General features: G+C 32.0%; 15 protein-coding genes and 1 rRNA gene. 11 read left to right on the forward strand and 5 right to left on the reverse strand.

The window, feature by feature from the left end:
- Positions 1-32: 32 nt before the first annotated feature.
- The 4 genes from DY168_RS00655 (at position 33) to DY168_RS00670 (ending at position 4493) form a co-directional block, all read left to right on the forward strand.
- Complete coding sequence (locus DY168_RS00655) at positions 33-1367, forward strand: ABC transporter substrate-binding protein (RefSeq protein WP_115640019.1); 1335 nt, start codon at positions 33-35, stop codon at positions 1365-1367.
- Between the two features lie 150 nt (positions 1368-1517).
- The gene (locus tag DY168_RS00660; protein ID WP_115640020.1) at positions 1518-2441 is read left to right on the forward strand and encodes a carbohydrate ABC transporter permease; all 924 of its coding nucleotides are present in this window, start codon (positions 1518-1520) and stop codon (positions 2439-2441) included.
- 52 nt (positions 2442-2493) lie between these two features.
- On the forward strand, positions 2494-3324 hold the full coding sequence (locus DY168_RS00665; RefSeq protein ID WP_115640021.1) for a carbohydrate ABC transporter permease: 831 nt from the start codon (positions 2494-2496) through the stop codon (positions 3322-3324).
- Between the two features lie 254 nt (positions 3325-3578).
- Positions 3579-4493, forward strand: a complete 915-nt coding sequence (locus DY168_RS00670; RefSeq protein ID WP_115640022.1) for a dihydrodipicolinate synthase family protein — start codon at positions 3579-3581, stop codon at positions 4491-4493.
- A gap of 145 nt (positions 4494-4638) precedes the next feature.
- Here the strand turns inward: DY168_RS00670 and DY168_RS00675 are convergent, their stop codons facing one another.
- The 3 genes from DY168_RS00675 to DY168_RS00685 all read right to left on the reverse strand — a co-directional run bounded on the left by DY168_RS00675 (position 4639) and on the right by DY168_RS00685 (position 6867).
- Positions 4639-5373: a GntR family transcriptional regulator gene (locus DY168_RS00675; protein WP_115640023.1), complete on the reverse strand. Its 735-nt coding sequence runs from the start codon at positions 5371-5373 to the stop codon at positions 4639-4641.
- Positions 5374-5468: 95 nt separating this feature from the next.
- Positions 5469-5918 (reverse strand): NanQ anomerase/TabA/YiaL family protein, encoded by a 450-nt coding sequence (locus DY168_RS00680; protein ID WP_115640024.1) that lies wholly within the window; start codon positions 5916-5918, stop codon positions 5469-5471.
- Positions 5919-6174: 256 nt separating this feature from the next.
- Positions 6175-6867: a 5'-methylthioadenosine/adenosylhomocysteine nucleosidase gene (locus DY168_RS00685; RefSeq protein ID WP_115640025.1), complete on the reverse strand. Its 693-nt coding sequence runs from the start codon at positions 6865-6867 to the stop codon at positions 6175-6177.
- A gap of 216 nt (positions 6868-7083) precedes the next feature.
- Between DY168_RS00685 and DY168_RS00690 the strand changes: the two genes are divergently transcribed.
- Positions 7084-7839: a tRNA threonylcarbamoyladenosine dehydratase gene (locus DY168_RS00690; RefSeq protein ID WP_115640026.1), complete on the forward strand. Its 756-nt coding sequence runs from the start codon at positions 7084-7086 to the stop codon at positions 7837-7839.
- A 79-nt stretch (positions 7840-7918) separates the two neighbouring features.
- Here the strand turns inward: DY168_RS00690 and DY168_RS00695 are convergent, their stop codons facing one another.
- Together DY168_RS00695 and DY168_RS00700 are read right to left on the reverse strand one after the other, a co-directional pair.
- On the reverse strand, positions 7919-8590 hold the full coding sequence (locus DY168_RS00695) for a DUF4230 domain-containing protein (protein ID WP_115640027.1): 672 nt from the start codon (positions 8588-8590) through the stop codon (positions 7919-7921).
- Positions 8591-8802: 212 nt separating this feature from the next.
- On the reverse strand, positions 8803-10008 hold the full coding sequence (locus DY168_RS00700; RefSeq protein ID WP_115640028.1) for a class I SAM-dependent methyltransferase: 1206 nt from the start codon (positions 10006-10008) through the stop codon (positions 8803-8805).
- A 202-nt stretch (positions 10009-10210) separates the two neighbouring features.
- Here DY168_RS00700 and DY168_RS00705 point away from each other — a divergent pair, with 202 nt between their 5' ends.
- From DY168_RS00705 to DY168_RS00730, 6 genes are all read left to right on the forward strand, one after another.
- Positions 10211-11545, forward strand: coding sequence for a CoA-disulfide reductase (locus DY168_RS00705; protein ID WP_115640029.1), 1335 nt, complete (start codon positions 10211-10213; stop codon positions 11543-11545).
- 139 nt (positions 11546-11684) lie between these two features.
- Positions 11685-12872 (forward strand): MFS transporter, encoded by a 1188-nt coding sequence (locus DY168_RS00710; protein WP_115640030.1) that lies wholly within the window; start codon positions 11685-11687, stop codon positions 12870-12872.
- Positions 12869-13810, forward strand: a complete 942-nt coding sequence (locus DY168_RS00715; protein ID WP_115640031.1) for a GNAT family N-acetyltransferase — start codon at positions 12869-12871, stop codon at positions 13808-13810. The genes DY168_RS00710 and DY168_RS00715 overlap by 4 nt, the downstream gene beginning before the upstream one ends.
- A gap of 121 nt (positions 13811-13931) precedes the next feature.
- Complete coding sequence (locus tag DY168_RS00720; RefSeq protein WP_115640032.1) at positions 13932-14624, forward strand: ABC transporter ATP-binding protein; 693 nt, start codon at positions 13932-13934, stop codon at positions 14622-14624.
- Position 14625: 1 nt separating this feature from the next.
- Complete coding sequence (locus DY168_RS00725) at positions 14626-16218, forward strand: putative ABC exporter domain-containing protein (RefSeq protein WP_115640033.1); 1593 nt, start codon at positions 14626-14628, stop codon at positions 16216-16218.
- A gap of 652 nt (positions 16219-16870) precedes the next feature.
- A 16S ribosomal RNA gene (locus tag DY168_RS00730) occupies positions 16871-18382 on the forward strand.
- Positions 18383-18771 lie beyond the last annotated feature (389 nt).

Below are 18771 nucleotides of genomic sequence, written 5' to 3' on the forward strand. Positions count from 1 at the left end.
TAATATAACAAAAATTAGGGGGGGGTTTAGAAATGAAGAAAACTAAATTAATAACATTAATCCTAGCACTTTCAGTTACTGCATCTGCTTTTATTGGATGCTCAAAAAGTGAAACAGGAGATTCTGGAAAGGCGTCTTCAGATAAAGCTGTAGAAATAACTTGGTGGAACTATCCAAACTATGCACCAATAGATAATACTCCAGGAAAGTATGAACAAAAGATAATTGAGAATTTTAATAAAAAGTATCCAAATATAAAAGTTAATGTAGAAATGATGGATTTTGCTAGTGGTCCTCAAAAGCTTAACACAGCAATTGCTTCTAATTCAGCTCCAGACTTAGTTTATGACTATCCAGGAAGAATAATAGACTATGCAAGAAATGGTGTAATGGCAGAACTTGATAGTATGTTTACAGATTCACTTAAATCAGATGTACCAGAGAAGATATTAGATGCGTGCAAGCTAGATGGTAAGTACTACATGTATCCAATTAATACTACACCAAATATGATGGCATTTAACAAAACAATGTTAGAAAAAGCTGGGCTTTTGGACATGCTTCCATTAGACAGAGAAGATAGAACATGGACAAATGATGAGTATATTGCACTTTTAAAAGCAATTAAAGAAAAGGTACCGGGAGTAGTTCCAAGTTCTATGTATGCTAAATCTAGTGCTGGGGATCAAGGAACCAGACCATATATAGCTAACATGGGTGGCGGACAAATAATATCTCCTGACTTAAAAGAATATGTTATGAATGATCCAAATGAAGCTAAGGCTCTTAAATGGATTGTTGATTCAACAAAAGAAGGACTTACTCTAAAAGGTGGAGAGGCTCTTACATCTAATGATATGATCGATATGTTTTTACAACAAAAGATAGCAGTATCAATTCTATATTCACCAGTATTAAAGAAAACAAGTGAAGCAAAGAAAACTGAGGCTTTTGAAGAAGTATTTGTTCCATATCCAACACCAAGTATTGAACAAAAACCTTTTCTTGAAGCTTTCGTTGGAGGAATAGGGATTTTTGATAATAAAGATCCAGATAAGATAGAAGCAGCTAAAAAGCTTGTAGATTTCATAGCTAATGATGAAGCTACATTTAAAGAAAACCTAGTATCCACTGGAGGATTTTCAGTTAAATCATCAGTAAAAGGATTATACAAGGATCCAGAATCAGTATATTGCGAAGGTATGATTAAATATTTAGGAACTTATTACAATGCAGTACCAGGATTCTCTGAAATGAGGACGTTTTGGTTTCCAACTCTTCAAGAAGTATTAATTGAAAAAAGTGAACCACAAAAGGCTTTAGATCAATTTGTTAAAGATTCAAATGCAACTTTAACAAATAAATAGTCTTAAGTAGTATGGGGTGGGTAATACCGCTTCATACTATTTTAATAAGATATGAATATGAAATCTAGTTTGATTTTAGAGTAATCAAACTTTACATAAGATTTAACTTAAAGACTTTTATCTATTAATAATTTTAGTGGAGGTGTTTATATGGGTAATATAAATGATACCAAGGTTAATATAAGAAATAAGAAAAGAATAAGTAAAAAGAACTTAAAAGAATGGGGATATGCTTATCTTTTCCTTCTACCTATGTTGGTTTTCTTTATAACCTTTGTCGTATATCCAATGATTAAGGGTGTTTACATAAGCTTTTTTGATTACTCTCTTAGGAATTTTAAGTTTATAGGCCTTGAAAACTATAAAAGTTTAGCACATGATAAGATATTTTTGAAGTCTTTAGGTAATACGCTACTTATAGTTTTGGCAAATGTACCTCTTGTAATGCTTGTATCATTATTTGTATCTGTAGTTATATATAAAAAGTCACCTAAAATTAGATCTTTTTTTAGAGGCGTGTTTTACCTTCCAACTGTAGCTTCAGTTGTAAGTATAACAGTAGTTTGGGGATGGATATTCCACCCAAGTTATGGTATATTAAATTATTTAATTTCAAAAATTGGAGTTGAGCCAAAAGGATGGCTAGGTGATCCAAAGTATGCATTAATTTGTATAATAATAGTTTTAGTAACCTTATCTGTAGGTCAGCCAATAATTTTATATGTTGCTGCCCTTGGAAATGTTCCAACCTCTTACCTAGAAGCAGCTGAAGTAGATGGAGCTACACCTTTTGAGATATTTAGAAAGGTAACTTGGCCATTATTAATGCCAACTACATTATATATTGTAATAATTACAACAATAAATTCCTTCCAGTGTTTTTCAATAATTCAGCTTTTAACATCAGGAGGACCAGCTTATTCTACATCAACTATAATGTATATGGTTTATGAAAGAGCATTTACCCTTAATAAGTATGGTTTAGCATCAGCTATGGGGGTTATTCTTGCTATTATAATAATGATTATATCAGTTGTGCAGTTTAAGTTCTTTGGAGAAGAAGTTGATTATTAAATAGGTATATACATTTTAAATACTATTATTAATATAGTGAGGTGGAATTTTTATGAATAAAAGAAAGAAGTTATCTACACGCAATATAGTTTTCATGGTACTGATTATTATATTAGCTATAATTTTTATATTTCCATTTTATTGGATTGTAACTGGTGCTTTTAAGCCTCAAAATGTAACAATTCAAATACCACCACAGTGGATACCAAAAGGACCTACTTTAGAAAATTTTAAATCTCTTTCAAGATCTCCACTTTTAAGATGGACATTTAATAGCTTTTTTATAGCATTTTGCACTATGGTAGTAGTATGTTTAACTGCCACTATGTCGGGATATGCACTTGCTAAAAAGAGATTTCCAGGTAGAAATATAATCTTCTGGTCATTAATTGTTGCAATGGCTTTACCTAAACAAGTAGTTATGATACCACTATTTACAATACTATCTAAGTTAAATTGGATAAATACATACAAAGCGCTTGTACTTCCTGCGGCGGGTTGGCCATTTGGAGTATTTCTTATGAAACAATTTTCCCAGGGGGTTCCAGGAGAATTAATTGAAGCGGCTAAAATTGATGGTTGTTCTGAATTTGGAATCTTCTTTAAGATAGTCCTTCCGCTTGTTAAGCCAGGAGTAGGTGCTCTTGCAATATTTACATTTATAAGTTCTTGGAACGATTATTTTATGCAACTTATAATAATTAGAAGTTCTAAAATGATGACATTACCACTTGGAGTAGCACTACTTCAACAAGAGTTCACAACAAATTATGGAGTTATTATGGCAGGTGCTGCTTTAGCTTCATTACCAATGATAATTATATTTGTTTGTTTCCAAAAGTACTTTACACAAGGTATAACAATGGGAGCTATAAAAGGTTAGTATAGCTAAAGGTTTATCAGATGGCTACCATCCGTAATACCCATATTCTCTTCAAGATGGAGGATGAAGGTTGCTACGCCCCTGGATAAGTTCTTCCGAGCCTTTTATGGAGAGAGGTATTCATTATAAGCAAACTCCACCTGAGTCTAAGAATCACTTGATATTCTAAGTTATTTAATATTATATATAAAAATATAAACTATATAATATATTTGAAGATTATATAGTTACAATAAGAAAGGGATGTAAAGGTTATGAATTTTAATAAAGAAGATTTAAAGGGAATATTTGTTGCGTTTTATGCATGCTTTGACAATGATAATAATATCAGTGAAGAGGCTACCAAAAAGCTAGCTAGGTTTTATGCAACTAAGGGCGTTAAGGGACTTTATGTAGGGGGAAGCTCAGGAGAAGGATTCCTTCTTACAGTAGGGGAAAGGAAAAAAATGTTAGAGGCTGTAATGGATGAGGTAGGATCTGAATTAAAGATTATAGTTCACGTAGGAGCAGCAGCAACTAGAGATAGTATTGAGCTTTCAAAACATGCAAAGAAGGTTGGTGCTTATGCACTTTCAGCAGTTCCTAATGTATATTATAAAGTGCCTGAAAGAAGTATAGAGCTTCATTGGAAGAGTATAATGGATAGCGCAGATCTTCCATTTATCATATACAACATACCACAAACTACAGGATATGATCTTTCAATTAATCTATTAAAAAAGATGTTATCTTATCCTAATGTAGTAGGTATAAAAAATAGTAGTATGAGTACTTATGACATACAAAAGTTTAAAGCAATTGGTGGTAAAGATTTATTAGTATTTAATGGGCCTGATGAACAATATATATCAGGAAGAATAATGGGAGCTGACTCTGGAATAGGCGGAACCTACGGAGTAATGCCAGAATTATTTTTAAAAGCTGAAGAGTATTTTTCAAAAGGTAATATAGAAAAGGCTAAGGAAGTTCAATTTGCTATAAATGACATAATTGGTGACTTACTTTCATTCCCATCACTTTATGGAGTTGCAAAAGAAATAGTTAAATTAAGAGGAATAGATATCGGAACTACAAGACTTCCTTTAGAGCCTGTAGACAAAGAAGAATTCCCTAAAGTTAAAGATCTTTATGAAAAGATAATGAATACAATAGAAAGGTTTTCTGCATAAGGGAGATACAAATAAATTATGCAATTTTAAAACTTATAAAGAAACTTTAAAAAATCAGCTATCCATCTACTATCTTTTCCTAAAAGATAGTAGATGGATAGCTCTTAATTTTATTTTAAAACCATATAAGTATTGAAGGTTATTATTAGTTATGATTTTTATTAAATAACGTCATATTAAAAGTATATCTATCTGGATGATATATGGTTTTTGTACATTCAACGGGTCTATCATCTTCATCAAAAAGCACCCTAATAGACAAAAGACCAAAAGCCTTGGATTTCCCAGTTAATAATTCGGCTTCTTTTTTATTCATTCCGATTGCTTTGAATTTTTGTTTTATATAACCTATTTGTAAGTTATACTCACTTTTTAAAAGGTCGTATAATGAACATTGCACCATATTATATTTTATAAGACCAGGGAAAAACTTTACAGGAATATAGCAGTATTCTATAGCCATAGGCTCATTATCTGCAAGTCTTAGCCTATTTAAAAAGTATACCTCTTCTCCTTGGTTTAACTTAAGCCGTTTGCTTATATCATCTTCAGGAATAATTTTCTTGAATTCAATGACATCACTTCCGGGTACAAGACCACGACTTATCATATCTTCAGAAAAGCCTTGAATTTCAAATTCCTTCTCAATTATCTTCTTTGAAACCAAAGCACCCTTACCTCTAATTTTATAAAGGATACCTTCATTGACAAGGTTTGATATAGCTTGCCTTACAGTCATTCGGCTTACGCCAAAAAGTTCTGTAAACTCCCTTTCCGTTGGTAGTGAGCTCCCAGGTGGATACATATTGGTGTTTATTTGATTTTTAATATAGTCTTCTAATTGGACATATCTTGGTATAGTTGAATTTTTATCAATCATAGTTTATCCTCCATGTAAATTAAGTTATAAGGTTTAATTATATAAAGTGTAGGGGCCATATGTTTATAGGCATCATGTAAATTAGGAAATAATTTTCATATAAGCACTTTAACTACAATCTTTTTTACATTAAGACAATCTTCAAGCCTTATTCCAGGTTTATGTGCATCCTCAGGCATGAATATAAAAAATGAATTTTCTTTTGCAGTTAGGATGTTCGAAGGTCCCTTAAGTAATTGATAGTCATATTCTTCATCATATTTCTTTGATATATGTAAACTTTTTATGTTTGAATAGGCTATGGATTCTTTTCCTCTTACTATAAATTGTACATCTATATATTTTTTATGGGATTCTAATTCATATTCAGAAATATCACCTGGTTTGTATTCTTGGACAAGGGCAAATACCTTATCTTCTAATATATCATATCTCCCAATAGGAACATTTTCTACGTCGGTTTCTTTAAGAAAGTTTAAAGCTGACTTTATCTCAGCACTTATGCCATAATAATATTCCGCATTTTCAATTAAATCCATTATCATAATAATTCCTCCAATGCACTTTTTAACTAAACATATTATTTATTTAATTGACTTATTTTCATATTAACACATAAACTTCATTATAATATTATATTGTTAATAATATAATTATAACCCATGGATAAACTATTGTATATACAAATATAAACATTGTATAGACATATATATTGAGAACTCAAAAGTTAAAACACCTTAAAGAAATAATCTATAAGGTGTTTTTTATAAAGGGGATTTTAAGTTTAATTAGAAACTTTTATTATAAAGATTTAATTATTTGTTTTAACATATTTGTAGAGTTTTCTACGGCTATAAGTTTAAACTTTTCATAATCCATCTCGGCTCCATTATTTGCATTATCTGAAATAGACCTTATTACTACGAAGGGAATAGAATTTAGGTAGCATACATGAGCTATACTAGCGCCTTCCATTTCGCAGGCAAGGGCTCCAAACTCTTCTTTTAGCCACAGTATCTTTTTAGTGTCAGCAATAAACTGGTCTCCGCTTACGATTCTACCTATAAATGTTTTGTGATTTGTTATTTCTTTTGAGGATTCATGAGCTAAATTCACTAAACTTTTGTCGCATTTAAAGTCAAAGGTATCTAGTCTTGGGATTTGTCCTATTTTATCACCAAACATTGTGGTATCCACATCGTGTTGTACTAAAGAGTCTCCAATAACTATATCTCCAGGATAAATATCTTCACCAATTCCTCCAGCAATACCAACATTAATTATTTTATCTACATTATAATATGTAATTAATATCTGAGCACATATTGCAGAGTTTACCTTACCTATTCCACATACTACAGCTACAACCTTATTTCCGAAGATAGTACCATAATTAAATTCCATATTTGCTTTACATACTTTACTTCCAAGGTCCATATCTTTTAATAATATTTCAAGTTCTTCGCTCATTGCTGCTATTATTCCTATTGTCATATCATACCTCCATCAATTTATAAACTTAATCTATAATAATTATAAGGTAAATTCAAGGATTTGTGAACTAAAGATAGATATACTGTAGTAAATTTAGTTTCATTATAATATAATAAAAAGATATCTAAGCTTTAAACTTAACTTAAAGCTTGGATATCTTTGATTTTAATAAGGTTTTAATTAAACTTTTAATATATTTTTAAAGGAGATAAAAACATGGCAAAACATTCAATGTCGAGGACAGAGCTTTTAATCGGAGAAGCATCTTTAAACAAGCTTAAAAATAAAAAGGTAGTCATTTTAGGTATAGGAGGAGTAGGAAGTTTTGCTGTTGAAGCTCTTGTAAGAGGTGGCATCGGAGAGCTCGTACTTGTAGATGATGATATTATATGCATTACAAATTTAAATAGGCAGATACATGCAACTTATAAAACCGTAGGAAGGGCTAAAGTTGATGTAATGAAAGAAAGAATACTTGAAATTAATCCAAACTGTGAAGTTACGGCACTTAGAACATATATAGATTCTAATAATATGGATAAGATAATAACAAAAGATGTGGATTATGTTATAGATGCCATAGATAGCATAACATCTAAAATCGAAGTTGCTATTTGGTGTGAAAATAATAATAAAAAACTAATAAGTTCTATGGGGACAGGCAATAAATTAGACCCAACAGAATTTAAAGTAGCAGACATATATGATACAAAGGTTTGTCCATTATGTAGGGTTATGAGAAAAGAACTTAGAAGAAAGGGTGTTAAGCACCTTAAGGTAGTATACTCAGTAGAAGAGGTGTTAAAGCCAGCAGTGGATGAATCTATAATACATAAAAAGGAATCTGTATCAGAAAGAGATTCATCTAAGATGTGGGCAGGTAAAAGGCAAGTCCCGGGGAGTATATCTTTTGTACCGCCAGTAGCAGGCATGATAATAGCAGGAGAGGTTATAAAAGATATGATAAGATAATTATTCTAAGATTAACAAAAACGTCTTGAAATATAAAAGCAGCCTAATCTAACCATTGGGCTTAGATTAGGCTGCTATATTATTGTTGAAACTTTACACTTATAGTGTAATTGTTTTTAGTATCTTCTGAAAAAAGAGATTGTACAAATTTAGATATGGATATTTCAGAATTTTTCACAGCATCCTGATAAATTTGTCCTGAAGATAATTTTTCCTTCATACCATCTTTAGCTTCAGTCATCATCACTTCGTATTCTTCAGGGGTTAGTTTTATTTCTCCAAATCTGAATATTCCTTTTTCGGGAGTCTCATATACAGTTTTTTCTTCATCGATATTTATAGACTTTATATAAGGTCTAGGTACAGTTAGAGTTAATTTAGTTCCATTTATAGAGATAGCGTCTTTAGGTATGTTTGAAAGGTTAACTACAAATATGCCTCTACCATAAAAATATATGTGTTGAATCTTTTTGAATGTGATGGCACTTCCCCAGCTATCATCAATAGATGTTTTTTGCTTTAGCTCTACTTCAGTGGTTATCATTTCTTGTTTTTGTATTATGTTTTGGATTAATGCTTCCTCCGTGAAAAACTTGTGGGAGGTGTCTTTTAAATTGGGAACTACCCATTGCTTGGTTTCCTTTTTAGGGGACACCCAAAGCTTATATGCACCATAAAATCCTAGGGATGTAAACATTACTGCTAGGATAGTTAGTGTTATTATTCTATTTTTAAAATTAAATCTTCTCATTTATTATATCCCCCAAGGTTAATTTTATCCGATGGCTACCATCCGTAACACCCCTCTCCTCTTCAAGGTGGGGGATGACGGATGCTACACCCATTTAGACTATAAGTTCTTTTAAGAATCAGATGGAGAGATGTATTCCTTATAAGCAAACTCCACATGAGTCTAAAAATCACTTGATAAGTAAAAGATTAAAGCTTTTATCGTTATAACATTTAGTCGCTTAGCCAGGACTCATTTGTCATTTTAAAAAGGGCTGGCTTCGCACCTAGTGATTTCATTAGGCTTTCATAATCTTCCATAATGCTTTGCCTTTCGTCTCCGGTCTTTAAGGCTCTTATCATTAAGTTTTTAGGCGTTTCTAGTGGTGATATATATTCTACCACAGAAACATCATATCCTTTTGCTTCAAGGAACATGGACCGCATACCATCTGTTAGGACATCAGCCATTCTGGATTTTAATAGGCCATATTTTAAAATGTGTTTAAATGGTTCATAGCTATACTGATTTAAGAGCTCTCTATGGCAACAAGGAACAGCAATTATTACGTCCGATTTTACTCTTATTCCAAAAGCTAAAGCCATATCTGTAGCAGTATCACAGGCATGCAATGATATAACTACATTAATGTTTCTGTCAGGTGCATAATCCTTTATATCAGATGCTATAAATTTCATATTTCTATAACCTAGATGGTCAGCCATAGTTTTTGAGGATTCAATAACCCCTTTTGAATAGTCAAGTCCAATAAAGAAACATTTTCTTTTCTTAACCTCTGTTAAGTAGTAGTTTAAAACAAAGGTAAGATAAGACTTACCACATCCGCAATCTAAAATGTTTATTGTACTGTCTTCTGGTAAAGTATCTAATATACCTTCTAGTAATTCTACGTATCGATCTATTTGATTATATTTTCTAATTTTATCATTTTTGATCTTACCATCTTTGGTCATTATCCCTATTTCTTTTAAAAGATCATCAGCTTTTCCAATCTTTATGTAGTAATCTCTGTTTAGCAATGTAGAGGTTTCATTTATATGACCTAAACTTCCTTCTTGTGAATTCTCATTATTTAATGACTCTTCTTCATTTACCTCTTTGTTTGTCATTTTCACATTTTTATTGTCACCAGTGATTAATATATGAGATCCTCTTTCTATATAGGATATGGTTACTGAATCATATTTAGAAAGATCCTCACAAAGCTCATTAAATAAAGAATTTATTGGTAATATTTGCGTTTTACCTGAAAAGTTATATTTTATATTACCTTCTTCATAGGTACCTATACCTTTAAAGTCTTTAAGGCCATCCTTAAAGTTAATGTGTATAGATTTAAAAATACTCTTATTTTCTGAAAATCTATTTTCAAGGCCCATAAGGAATAATTTTATCTTATTTATATTTTGTTTATTCATAATCGTAATCCTTTCTAAAAAAAACTTATAAAATAATATAATCACATTATATATGAAATATCAACATAGGTGGTGAATTTTGAAACATTTAATAGTATATGAATTTATTATTAATAATAAGTATTTAATAGTAATAAAGATGAATTGTTATAGGGTAACCTGTATAATATATATACTATATTAAAACAGAAGAGGTGATCTAATGAGTAAATTAGTAGTAATAGGAGGAGTAGCTGCTGGAATGAGTGCTGCTTCAAAGGCTAAAAGAGTAGATCCTAATATGGAAATAGTAGTTTTTGAAAAGGGTAATTTCGTATCCTATGGTGCATGTGGGTTGCCATACTTTGTATCAGGTCTAAATGATGATTATAAAAAGTTAATTGCAAGAACACCAGAGGAATTTCAAGAGTCTGGTATAAAGGTTAAGTTAAGGCATGAGGTTTTAAGTATAGATAGTATTGAAAAGGTAGTTAAAATAAGAGATTTAGATAATAATAGGGAGTTTGAAGAAAGCTTTGATAAGTTACTAATTGCAACGGGAGCTAGCCCAATAAAGCCTAAAATTAAAAATGCGGATATTAAAAATGTATTTACATTAAAAACTATTGAAGATGCTATAGAAATGAAAGAAATAGCAAATAAAGATAAGGTTAAAAATGTTGTAATTGTAGGCGGCGGATATATAAGCATGGAAATTGCTGAAAGCATGGTTTATTTAAACAAGGATGTAAGGATAATAGAGAAAAATCATAAGATGTTATCGAACTTTGACGAAGAGATAAGTGAAAAGGTAGAAGAGGAATTAAAGAGAAATCATGTAAAAATGAACTATAGAGAAAATGTAGAGGAATTAATAGGAGAAACCTTCGTATCTTCTGTGAAAACTGATAAGGGTACTTATGATGCTGATATGGTTATAATTGCTATAGGTGTAATTCCAAATACCGAATTTCTTAAAGGATCTGGAATCAACCTTGGAATAAAAGGTTCTGTTATTATAGATAGGGAAGGCATGACTAATATAAGGGATATATATGCAGCAGGAGATTGCGCTGAAATATATCATAAATTGCTAGAAAAGAATGTCTATATAGCATTAGCAACCACAGCAAATAAAATGGGCAGATTAATAGGTGAAAATGTAACAGGGGATCATGAAAGATTTGTTGGAACCCTAGGTAGTTCGGCTATTAAAATTTTAGACATAGATGTAGCTAGAACAGGTATTACTGAAGCAGAAGCTAAATCTTATGGATATGACTATGAAACGGTTTTTGTAAAAGCAAACACTCATCCTGGATATTATCCTGATTCTACACCTCTTTATATTAAGCTTGTATACGAGAAAAAGGATAAGAGGATATTAGGAGTACAAATTGTAGGAGAAAAGGGAGTAGCATTAAGGATAGATGTATTTGCAACAGCTATTCATAATAACATGACAACTAAAGAGCTTGGTATGTTAGATTTATGTTACGCACCACCTTTTGCAGGAGTATGGGATGCTATCCATATAGCAGCCAATGCAGCAAAGTAATATAATATATATAAAAAGGCAATTAGTTTAAACTAATTGCCTTTTTCATTGCAATAATTTAACATTAAATAATTGAATTCACTTAAAATTTAATATATATTTATATCTGTATAGACAATACAATGAATGAGGTGTGGTCGTGGATAAAAAAAACAGAAATAATAATATAACAGCATTAATTTTTATGTTTATGATTATGATATTAGCTGCGGTGTCTGAAAATACTAGGGGGGTATTTATACCAAGCTTTAAAGAAAACTTTTCTGTAAATGATACTAAAATAGGTTTTATGCTCACAATAGGGTCAATAGGATATATAGCCTTCACTTATTTAGGAGGAGCACTTTCAGAAAGGATAGGACAAAGAAAAGTAATTAATATAGGGATTTTAGTTATGATATTATCTTTAGTAATACTATCTTTTAGTAAAGATTATAAAGTATTTATAATAGGAATGATATTAATAAATTCTGGATTAGCCCTTACAAGTATAGCTATAAATACTATAGTGCCTATAATGTTTATATCAATGCAGACGTTAATAATGAACTTAGTACATTTTTCTTATGGACTAGGATCATCCTTAGGGCAGTGGGGGTCAGGAAAGTTAATGTTTAAAGGGATAAGCTGGAGAAGTATATACCTTGCTGTGGCAATGGCATATGTATTAATGTTAATAGTTTCATGGTTTGTTAAAATTCCAAAGATACATAAAGAAGAAAAGCAAACGAGCATATCTTTAAGTAAAGCTTTATCAAATAAAACAGTTATATTCTACATATTAGCTTTAGGATTTTACATTTTTGCGGAAGTTGGTACAGGTAATTGGTTTGTAAATTATATGGAAGGTAATTTTAATTTTAACGAAAATAAAAGTTCCATATATATTTCAATGTTTTTTGCAGTATTTACTCTAGGGAGACTTCTTGGAGGCTTTGTAGTAGAAAGGTTTGGTTATATAGATGTAGTTATTAAATCCCTTAGTATAGGACTTATTATATATATATTAGGTATTTTACTTGGGGAAAAAGGTGTAGGAGTTATTTCAATTTCGGGATTATTTCTCTCTATAGCATTCCCTACTATAGTAGGGACTTTAAGCAAGGTTTTTAAGATTAATAGTTCTTATATAACTGGTGTAATTATAACATTTGCTACAAGTATAAATATGGTGTTAAACTCATTAATGGGAATAGCTAATGATGGTTTAGGAACTAGAATAGCTTTTTATTTAATACCAATAAGTTTATTAATATCTATTACATTTTTAATTTTAGTACACAAACAAACTAAGGAAGTTCTACAAGATAAGGGGCTGAAAATATGAATGATAAAGAAATGGTAAGTATAGAGAAGGTTAATTACAAAGAGGAATACATCATAAAGGATAATGTTGGCATAGGTTTAGGAAGATTTTTTATAATAGATAAGAGTTTATCGAATAAAACTTGTATTATAAGACTAAACTTTTATAAAGAAGAAATGGAATTCTTGCTATTACAATCTTTAAAGATTATTTTAAAAAGGTTCTTAGAATTAGACGATGTACATAAATTAAACATAATTATAAATGAAGATGTTAATTTAAAGCCATTTTTATCCTTAGGATTTATATTAGAGGGTATACTACAAAACAGAACTACATCTAATGACACTAAAACTAAAGATGAATTCATCTTTGGTATAAACGCTCATAGCTATATAAATCAAAGGTCTAAAAACATATTCATGTTAAAGGGAAGAAAAGTTCTATTAAGACTATTAACACCTGAAGACTATAAGGATGTTCTAGATTATAATATTCGAAACAAGGAACATCTAAAAAGATTTGAACATCTAAAAGACCAAAGCTTTTATACGAATGAGGTCCAAAAGAATATATTAATATCAAGTTATAAGCAATATTTAAATGGAACATCTTTAGTTCTTGGGATTTATAGCGAAGGTTCTTTTATAGGGAAGATACAGCTTTCTAATATTGTTCAAGGTATATTTAAAAGTGCATTTTTAGGCTACTCTATAGATAAAGAATTTGAAGGAAGAGGATTTATGAAAGAAGCTGTAGTAAAAGTAATAGACTATGCATTTAAGGATATGGAACTTCATCGAATAGAAGCTTCCACCTTAGTAGATAATTATAGATCAAGAGCGGTACTTAAATCTTGTGGTTTTCAAGAAATTGGTTTAAATAAGGACTATTTATATGTAGATGGACAGTGGAGGGATCATATAAGTTTTTTTAAGATAAATAAAGAACTTTATTAATAATATAGATAAATGTATATAAGGGATAGATAAAGTATGTGTAACCGTAATGTAATAGTTTAAAAGGCTTTAAAGGTTTAATGTGATATAATTTATTATATTAATTTTAGGAGATGATGGTTTGATTGAAGTAAGAGGACTCACAAAAAAGTATCACAAAGAAGTTGCTGTAGACAACTTGGACTTATTCGTGGATAAGGGAGAGATTGCAGTTTTAGTAGGCCCCAATGGAGCAGGTAAAAGCACAACTATAAAGGCTATAGCAGCACTTTTAAATTATGAAGGCGAAATTTTATTAGATGGTCTTAATAATAAAAGTGTAGAAGCGAAATCTATACTAGGATATATACCAGAGATGCCAGCCCTCTTTCCCCTTTTAACAGTTGAGGAACATCTACATTATATTGCTAAAGCTTATGGACTTAAAGATTATGAGGAGTATATGGAAAAGCTTCTTAAACTTCTTAATCTTGATGATAAAAGAGATAAGCTTGGTGGGGAACTCTCAAAAGGAATGCAACAAAAGGTATCAATATGTTGCGCTATTTTGCATAAGCCTAAGATAATATTGTTTGATGAGCCTATGATAGGTCTTGATCCTATGGCTATAAAAGAAGTTAAAATAATAATGAAGGAACTTCGCGATAATGGAGCATCACTTTTAGTTTCTACCCATTTACTTGATTCCATGGAAGGTCTTTGGGATAGGATACTAATAATGAAAAAAGGTAAGGGTATCTTCTCTAAGAACCGATGTGAATTAAAAGACGGTGAAAAGCTTGAAGAAATATTCTTTGAGATAATGGGGGAATAATATGAAAGCACTTTTATATTTAATAAAATGTAATATAAAGAACTTCATAAAAAAGGCGATACGAAAGCCGTTAGCATTAATATTGTACAGTGTATTTATTATATTTATAATTGCTTCTATTATTTTCGGAAATAAAGGGTCTAGCAGTACTGAAATGGATGCTAACGTTATATTCATTTTGGTTAATTCAATTATATTAATAACGCTTTTGGTTAATATAAATAGTGGGCTTTCAAAAAAGATAGGACTAAACTTTTCAATGAGTGATGTAAATTTAATATTCACAGCCCCTTTTAAGCCTCAAAAGGTATTGATATATGGGCTAATCAGAACATCAGGTAGCACGCTATTATCTGTATTTTTTCTATTATACCAATTACCTAACCTAGTGAGGATGACAAAAATTTCAATATCACAGGGTGTGTTACTTATATTTATGTATATACTTGTTATATTTGTTTGTAAGATAATTGGACTTTTATTCTTTTATATATCATTTAAGTATGAAGGTATATATCATAATAAGAATAAGATAATTATGGCCCTTATAATAAGTATACTTATTCCAACAATCTATATATGTATAAAGGATACTTCTCAAATATTAAATAACCTGGTTGGATACTTTTCAAATGACTTTTGGAGATACATTCCTATAGTAGGATGGATGGGTACATTTATTATGATTATATTTGAAGGTCTAAGTACTTACTTTTTTATAAGCGTAGTGGCTTTATTGGCATTAAGTGGTGGCATTATATATTACATATATAATCATGAAATTTATTTTTATGAAAATGCTATAGAAGGCGCTCAAAAGCTAGAATTAGCAACTTCTTTAAGAAATAAGTCTACACAAAAAGAAGCTTTAAGAGAAAGGAATAGTAATAAAAAGTATAGGTTTATTAAGAAAAAGATGAAAGTGAATTTTAAAAGAGAACTTTCTTTAGCTATTTTTGATAGACATATGGTGGAGTACAGAAGAACAGGTATCTTCCACGTATTTAACATTTTATCATTAATTATATTAGCATCATCTATTTTTGTAGGGTTAATCTTTAAAAAGGGTAGTGAGCTTCCTATTATCTTAATTTATACATGGGGACTTGGCGTATTATTACTCTTTGCATCATTAGGTGGAAAATGGCTTCAAGAAACACAAAATCATTATATTTATTTAATCCCGGATTCCAGTAGCAAGAAGTTATTTTCAGCTATGATATCTTCTTTGTATAAATCAGGCTTAGATTTGTTTATAGCATATATAGTATTAGCGGTTTTATTAAGAGGATCTATATTAGAGATAGTATTAGGATTTATAGCTGCTGAAAGCTTTATTCTTTTGAATAATGCAGGGAATGCTTTTAACACTGTTATATTTAGAAAGTTAGATGATATTTTAAGGGGATCCTTGCATTTCTTTTCTTTAATTATATATCTTGTACCAACTATAATTATCACTGTTTTTATATCAGGTACTTTATCTTATCTAGGCAAATACTCAGTGTATATAGGAATAATAATAACTAACTTATTTATTTCTTTCTTAATGTTTCAAGTAGGCAAAAGAGTGTTTGAGGTAATGGAAAATTAGAAAATTGTAATTTAGTATCAATTGCAGTAGAAGTTATAGTATTAATTATAATATAGTATGTTTTAAAAAAACGGGCTAAATTCTCCCATCCTCTATGGGTGGGGGATGAATAGCCCTTATTATTTTAGGTTCGATACATAAAACAATAACCTTTTAAAATTAAAAAAGATTCAATATAATAGGTATAATTATATGAAAAACAAGAGATTATAGTCTAAAGTAATAATAGTAATGTGGAAACTATACCTAGTGTATCCTTAGTACAATGTTAAAGAAATAGATAGGTACAATGATTATATGGATTCTAATTTCTTATAAAGGAGTATAATTAAAATATTGTATGTTAGGATAGATGTTATTCTATAAAAGTTCCTTAGCGGCAGAGAAAAAAACAAATACTTACTGCTAGGAATAAGGTTTTAAAAGTTCAAAACAAGAATGAAAAAAACTTGTTGACAACTAAGAAAACAGATGATATACTTACAAAGTCGCTTCGGTAAAGAAGCACATTGATCTTTGAAAATTGAACAGAAAAGATATATAAAGACCAGCAATTCTTTTGAATTATGTAATTGAGTAGATTAAACTGAGAATTTCTTTTGAAATTCACTCGGAAAGTCTTATGCCAAATCTTAGATTTGGAATATACTTTTAAATTGAGAGTTTGATCCTGGCTCAGGACGAACGCTGGCGGCGTGCTTAACACATGCAAGTCGAGCGAAGTTATTCCTTCGGGAATAACTTAGCGGCGGACGGGTGAGTAACACGTGGGTAACCTGCCTCATAGAGGGGGATAGCCTTCCGAAAGGAAGATTAATACCCCATAATATAGCATTATCGCATGATAAGGTTATTAAAGGAGTAATCCGCTATGAGATGGACCCGCGGCGCATTAGCTAGTTGGTGAGGTAACGGCTCACCAAGGCCACGATGCGTAGCCGACCTGAGAGGGTGATCGGCCACATTGGGACTGAGACACGGCCCAGACTCCTACGGGAGGCAGCAGTGGGGAATATTGCACAATGGGCGAAAGCCTGATGCAGCAACGCCGCGTGAGTGATGAAGGCCTTCGGGTCGTAAAGCTCTGTCTTTGGGGACGATAATGACGGTACCCGAGGAGGAAGCCACGGCTAACTACGTGCCAGCAGCCGCGGTAATACGTAGGTGGCAAGCGTTGTCCGGATTTACTGGGCGTAAAGGGAGCGTAGGCGGATACTTAAGTGGGATGTGAAATACCCGGGCTCAACCCGGGTGCTGCATTCCAAACTGGGTATCTAGAGTGTGGGAGAGGAAAGTGGAATTCCTAGTGTAGCGGTGAAATGCGTAGATATTAGGAAGAACACCAGTGGCGAAGGCGACTTTCTGGACCATAACTGACGCTGAGGCTCGAAAGCGTGGGGAGCAAACAGGATTAGATACCCTGGTAGTCCACGCCGTAAACGATGGATACTAGGTGTGGGGGATACCAATCCTCCGTGCCGTCGTTAACACACTAAGTATCCCGCCTGGGGAGTACGATCGCAAGATTAAAACTCAAAGGAATTGACGGGGGCCCGCACAAGCAGCGGAGCATGTGGTTTAATTCGAAGCAACGCGAAGAACCTTACCTAGACTTGACATCTCCTGAATTACCTGTAATTAGGGAAGCCCTTCGGGGCAGGAAGACAGGTGGTGCATGGTTGTCGTCAGCTCGTGTCGTGAGATGTTGGGTTAAGTCCCGCAACGAGCGCAACCCTTATTGTTAGTTGCTACCATTTAGTTGAGCACTCTAGCGAGACTGCCTGGGTTAACCAGGAGGAAGGTGGGGATGACGTCAAATCATCATGCCCCTTATGTCTAGGGCTACACACGTGCTACAATGGCGAGTACAACGAGACGCAATACCGCGAGGTGGAGCAAAACTCAAAAAACTCGTCCCAGTTCGGATTGTAGGCTGAAACTCGCCTACATGAAGCCGGAGTTGCTAGTAATCGCGAATCAGAATGTCGCGGTGAATACGTTCCCGGGCCTTGTACACACCGCCCGTCACACCATGAGAGTTGGCAATACCCGAAGTCCGTGCGCTAACGCGTAAGCGAGGCAGCGGCCGAAGGTAGGGTCAGCGATTGGGGTGAAGTCGTAACAAGGTAGCCGTAGGAGAACCTGCGGCTGGATCACCTCCTTTCTATGGAGAACTGTATTAAGATTATAGCTTGTCTATAACTCTTAATACTAGCTGGAATTTATCTTTCTGTTCAATTTTGAAAGATCAAGTATCTTTCATGATTTAAGTCTTAGTGTAAATTAAGGTTTAATGAAACATCTCCTTTGGGAGATGAAAGCTTAAATGAACTTCTTATTACATGAGAAGTAGCCGACCATCTCAAAATCATAGATTTTGGATGTCTGCTTTTGTTCTTTGAAAACTGCATATGGTTTAAAAGCAAAGTAAAACTTTAAAAAGAAAAATCTTTTGTAAGATTGAAATGATAACTCATTGATTATTTACTAAGCTTTAATTGTATTTTAATATGATTAAACTTTTAAAAACTCTCTGAGTGAAGTTAGAACTGA

This window comes from Clostridium putrefaciens, from assembly GCF_900461105.1.
Classification (GTDB): Bacteria; Bacillota; Clostridia; order Clostridiales; family Clostridiaceae; genus Clostridium_L; species Clostridium_L putrefaciens.

Coding starts and splice junctions, on each gene's coding strand:
- DY168_RS00660 (WP_115640020.1), top strand. CDS start 1,518: ATGGGTAATATAAATGATACCAAGGTTAATATAAGAAATAAGAAAAGA.
- DY168_RS00715 (WP_115640031.1), top strand. CDS start 12,869: ATGAATGATAAAGAAATGGTAAGTATAGAGAAGGTTAATTACAAAGAG.
- DY168_RS00670 (WP_115640022.1), top strand. CDS start 3,579: ATGAATTTTAATAAAGAAGATTTAAAGGGAATATTTGTTGCGTTTTAT.
- DY168_RS00665 (WP_115640021.1), top strand. CDS start 2,494: ATGAATAAAAGAAAGAAGTTATCTACACGCAATATAGTTTTCATGGTA.
- DY168_RS00685 (WP_115640025.1), bottom strand. CDS start 6,867: ATGACAATAGGAATAATAGCAGCAATGAGCGAAGAACTTGAAATATTA.
- DY168_RS00655 (WP_115640019.1), top strand. CDS start 33: ATGAAGAAAACTAAATTAATAACATTAATCCTAGCACTTTCAGTTACT.
- DY168_RS00680 (WP_115640024.1), bottom strand. CDS start 5,918: ATGATAATGGATTTAATTGAAAATGCGGAATATTATTATGGCATAAGT.
- DY168_RS00725 (WP_115640033.1), top strand. CDS start 14,626: ATGAAAGCACTTTTATATTTAATAAAATGTAATATAAAGAACTTCATA.
- DY168_RS00675 (WP_115640023.1), bottom strand. CDS start 5,373: ATGATTGATAAAAATTCAACTATACCAAGATATGTCCAATTAGAAGAC.
- DY168_RS00700 (WP_115640028.1), bottom strand. CDS start 10,008: ATGAATAAACAAAATATAAATAAGATAAAATTATTCCTTATGGGCCTT.
- DY168_RS00695 (WP_115640027.1), bottom strand. CDS start 8,590: ATGAGAAGATTTAATTTTAAAAATAGAATAATAACACTAACTATCCTA.
- DY168_RS00690 (WP_115640026.1), top strand. CDS start 7,084: ATGGCAAAACATTCAATGTCGAGGACAGAGCTTTTAATCGGAGAAGCA.
- DY168_RS00705 (WP_115640029.1), top strand. CDS start 10,211: ATGAGTAAATTAGTAGTAATAGGAGGAGTAGCTGCTGGAATGAGTGCT.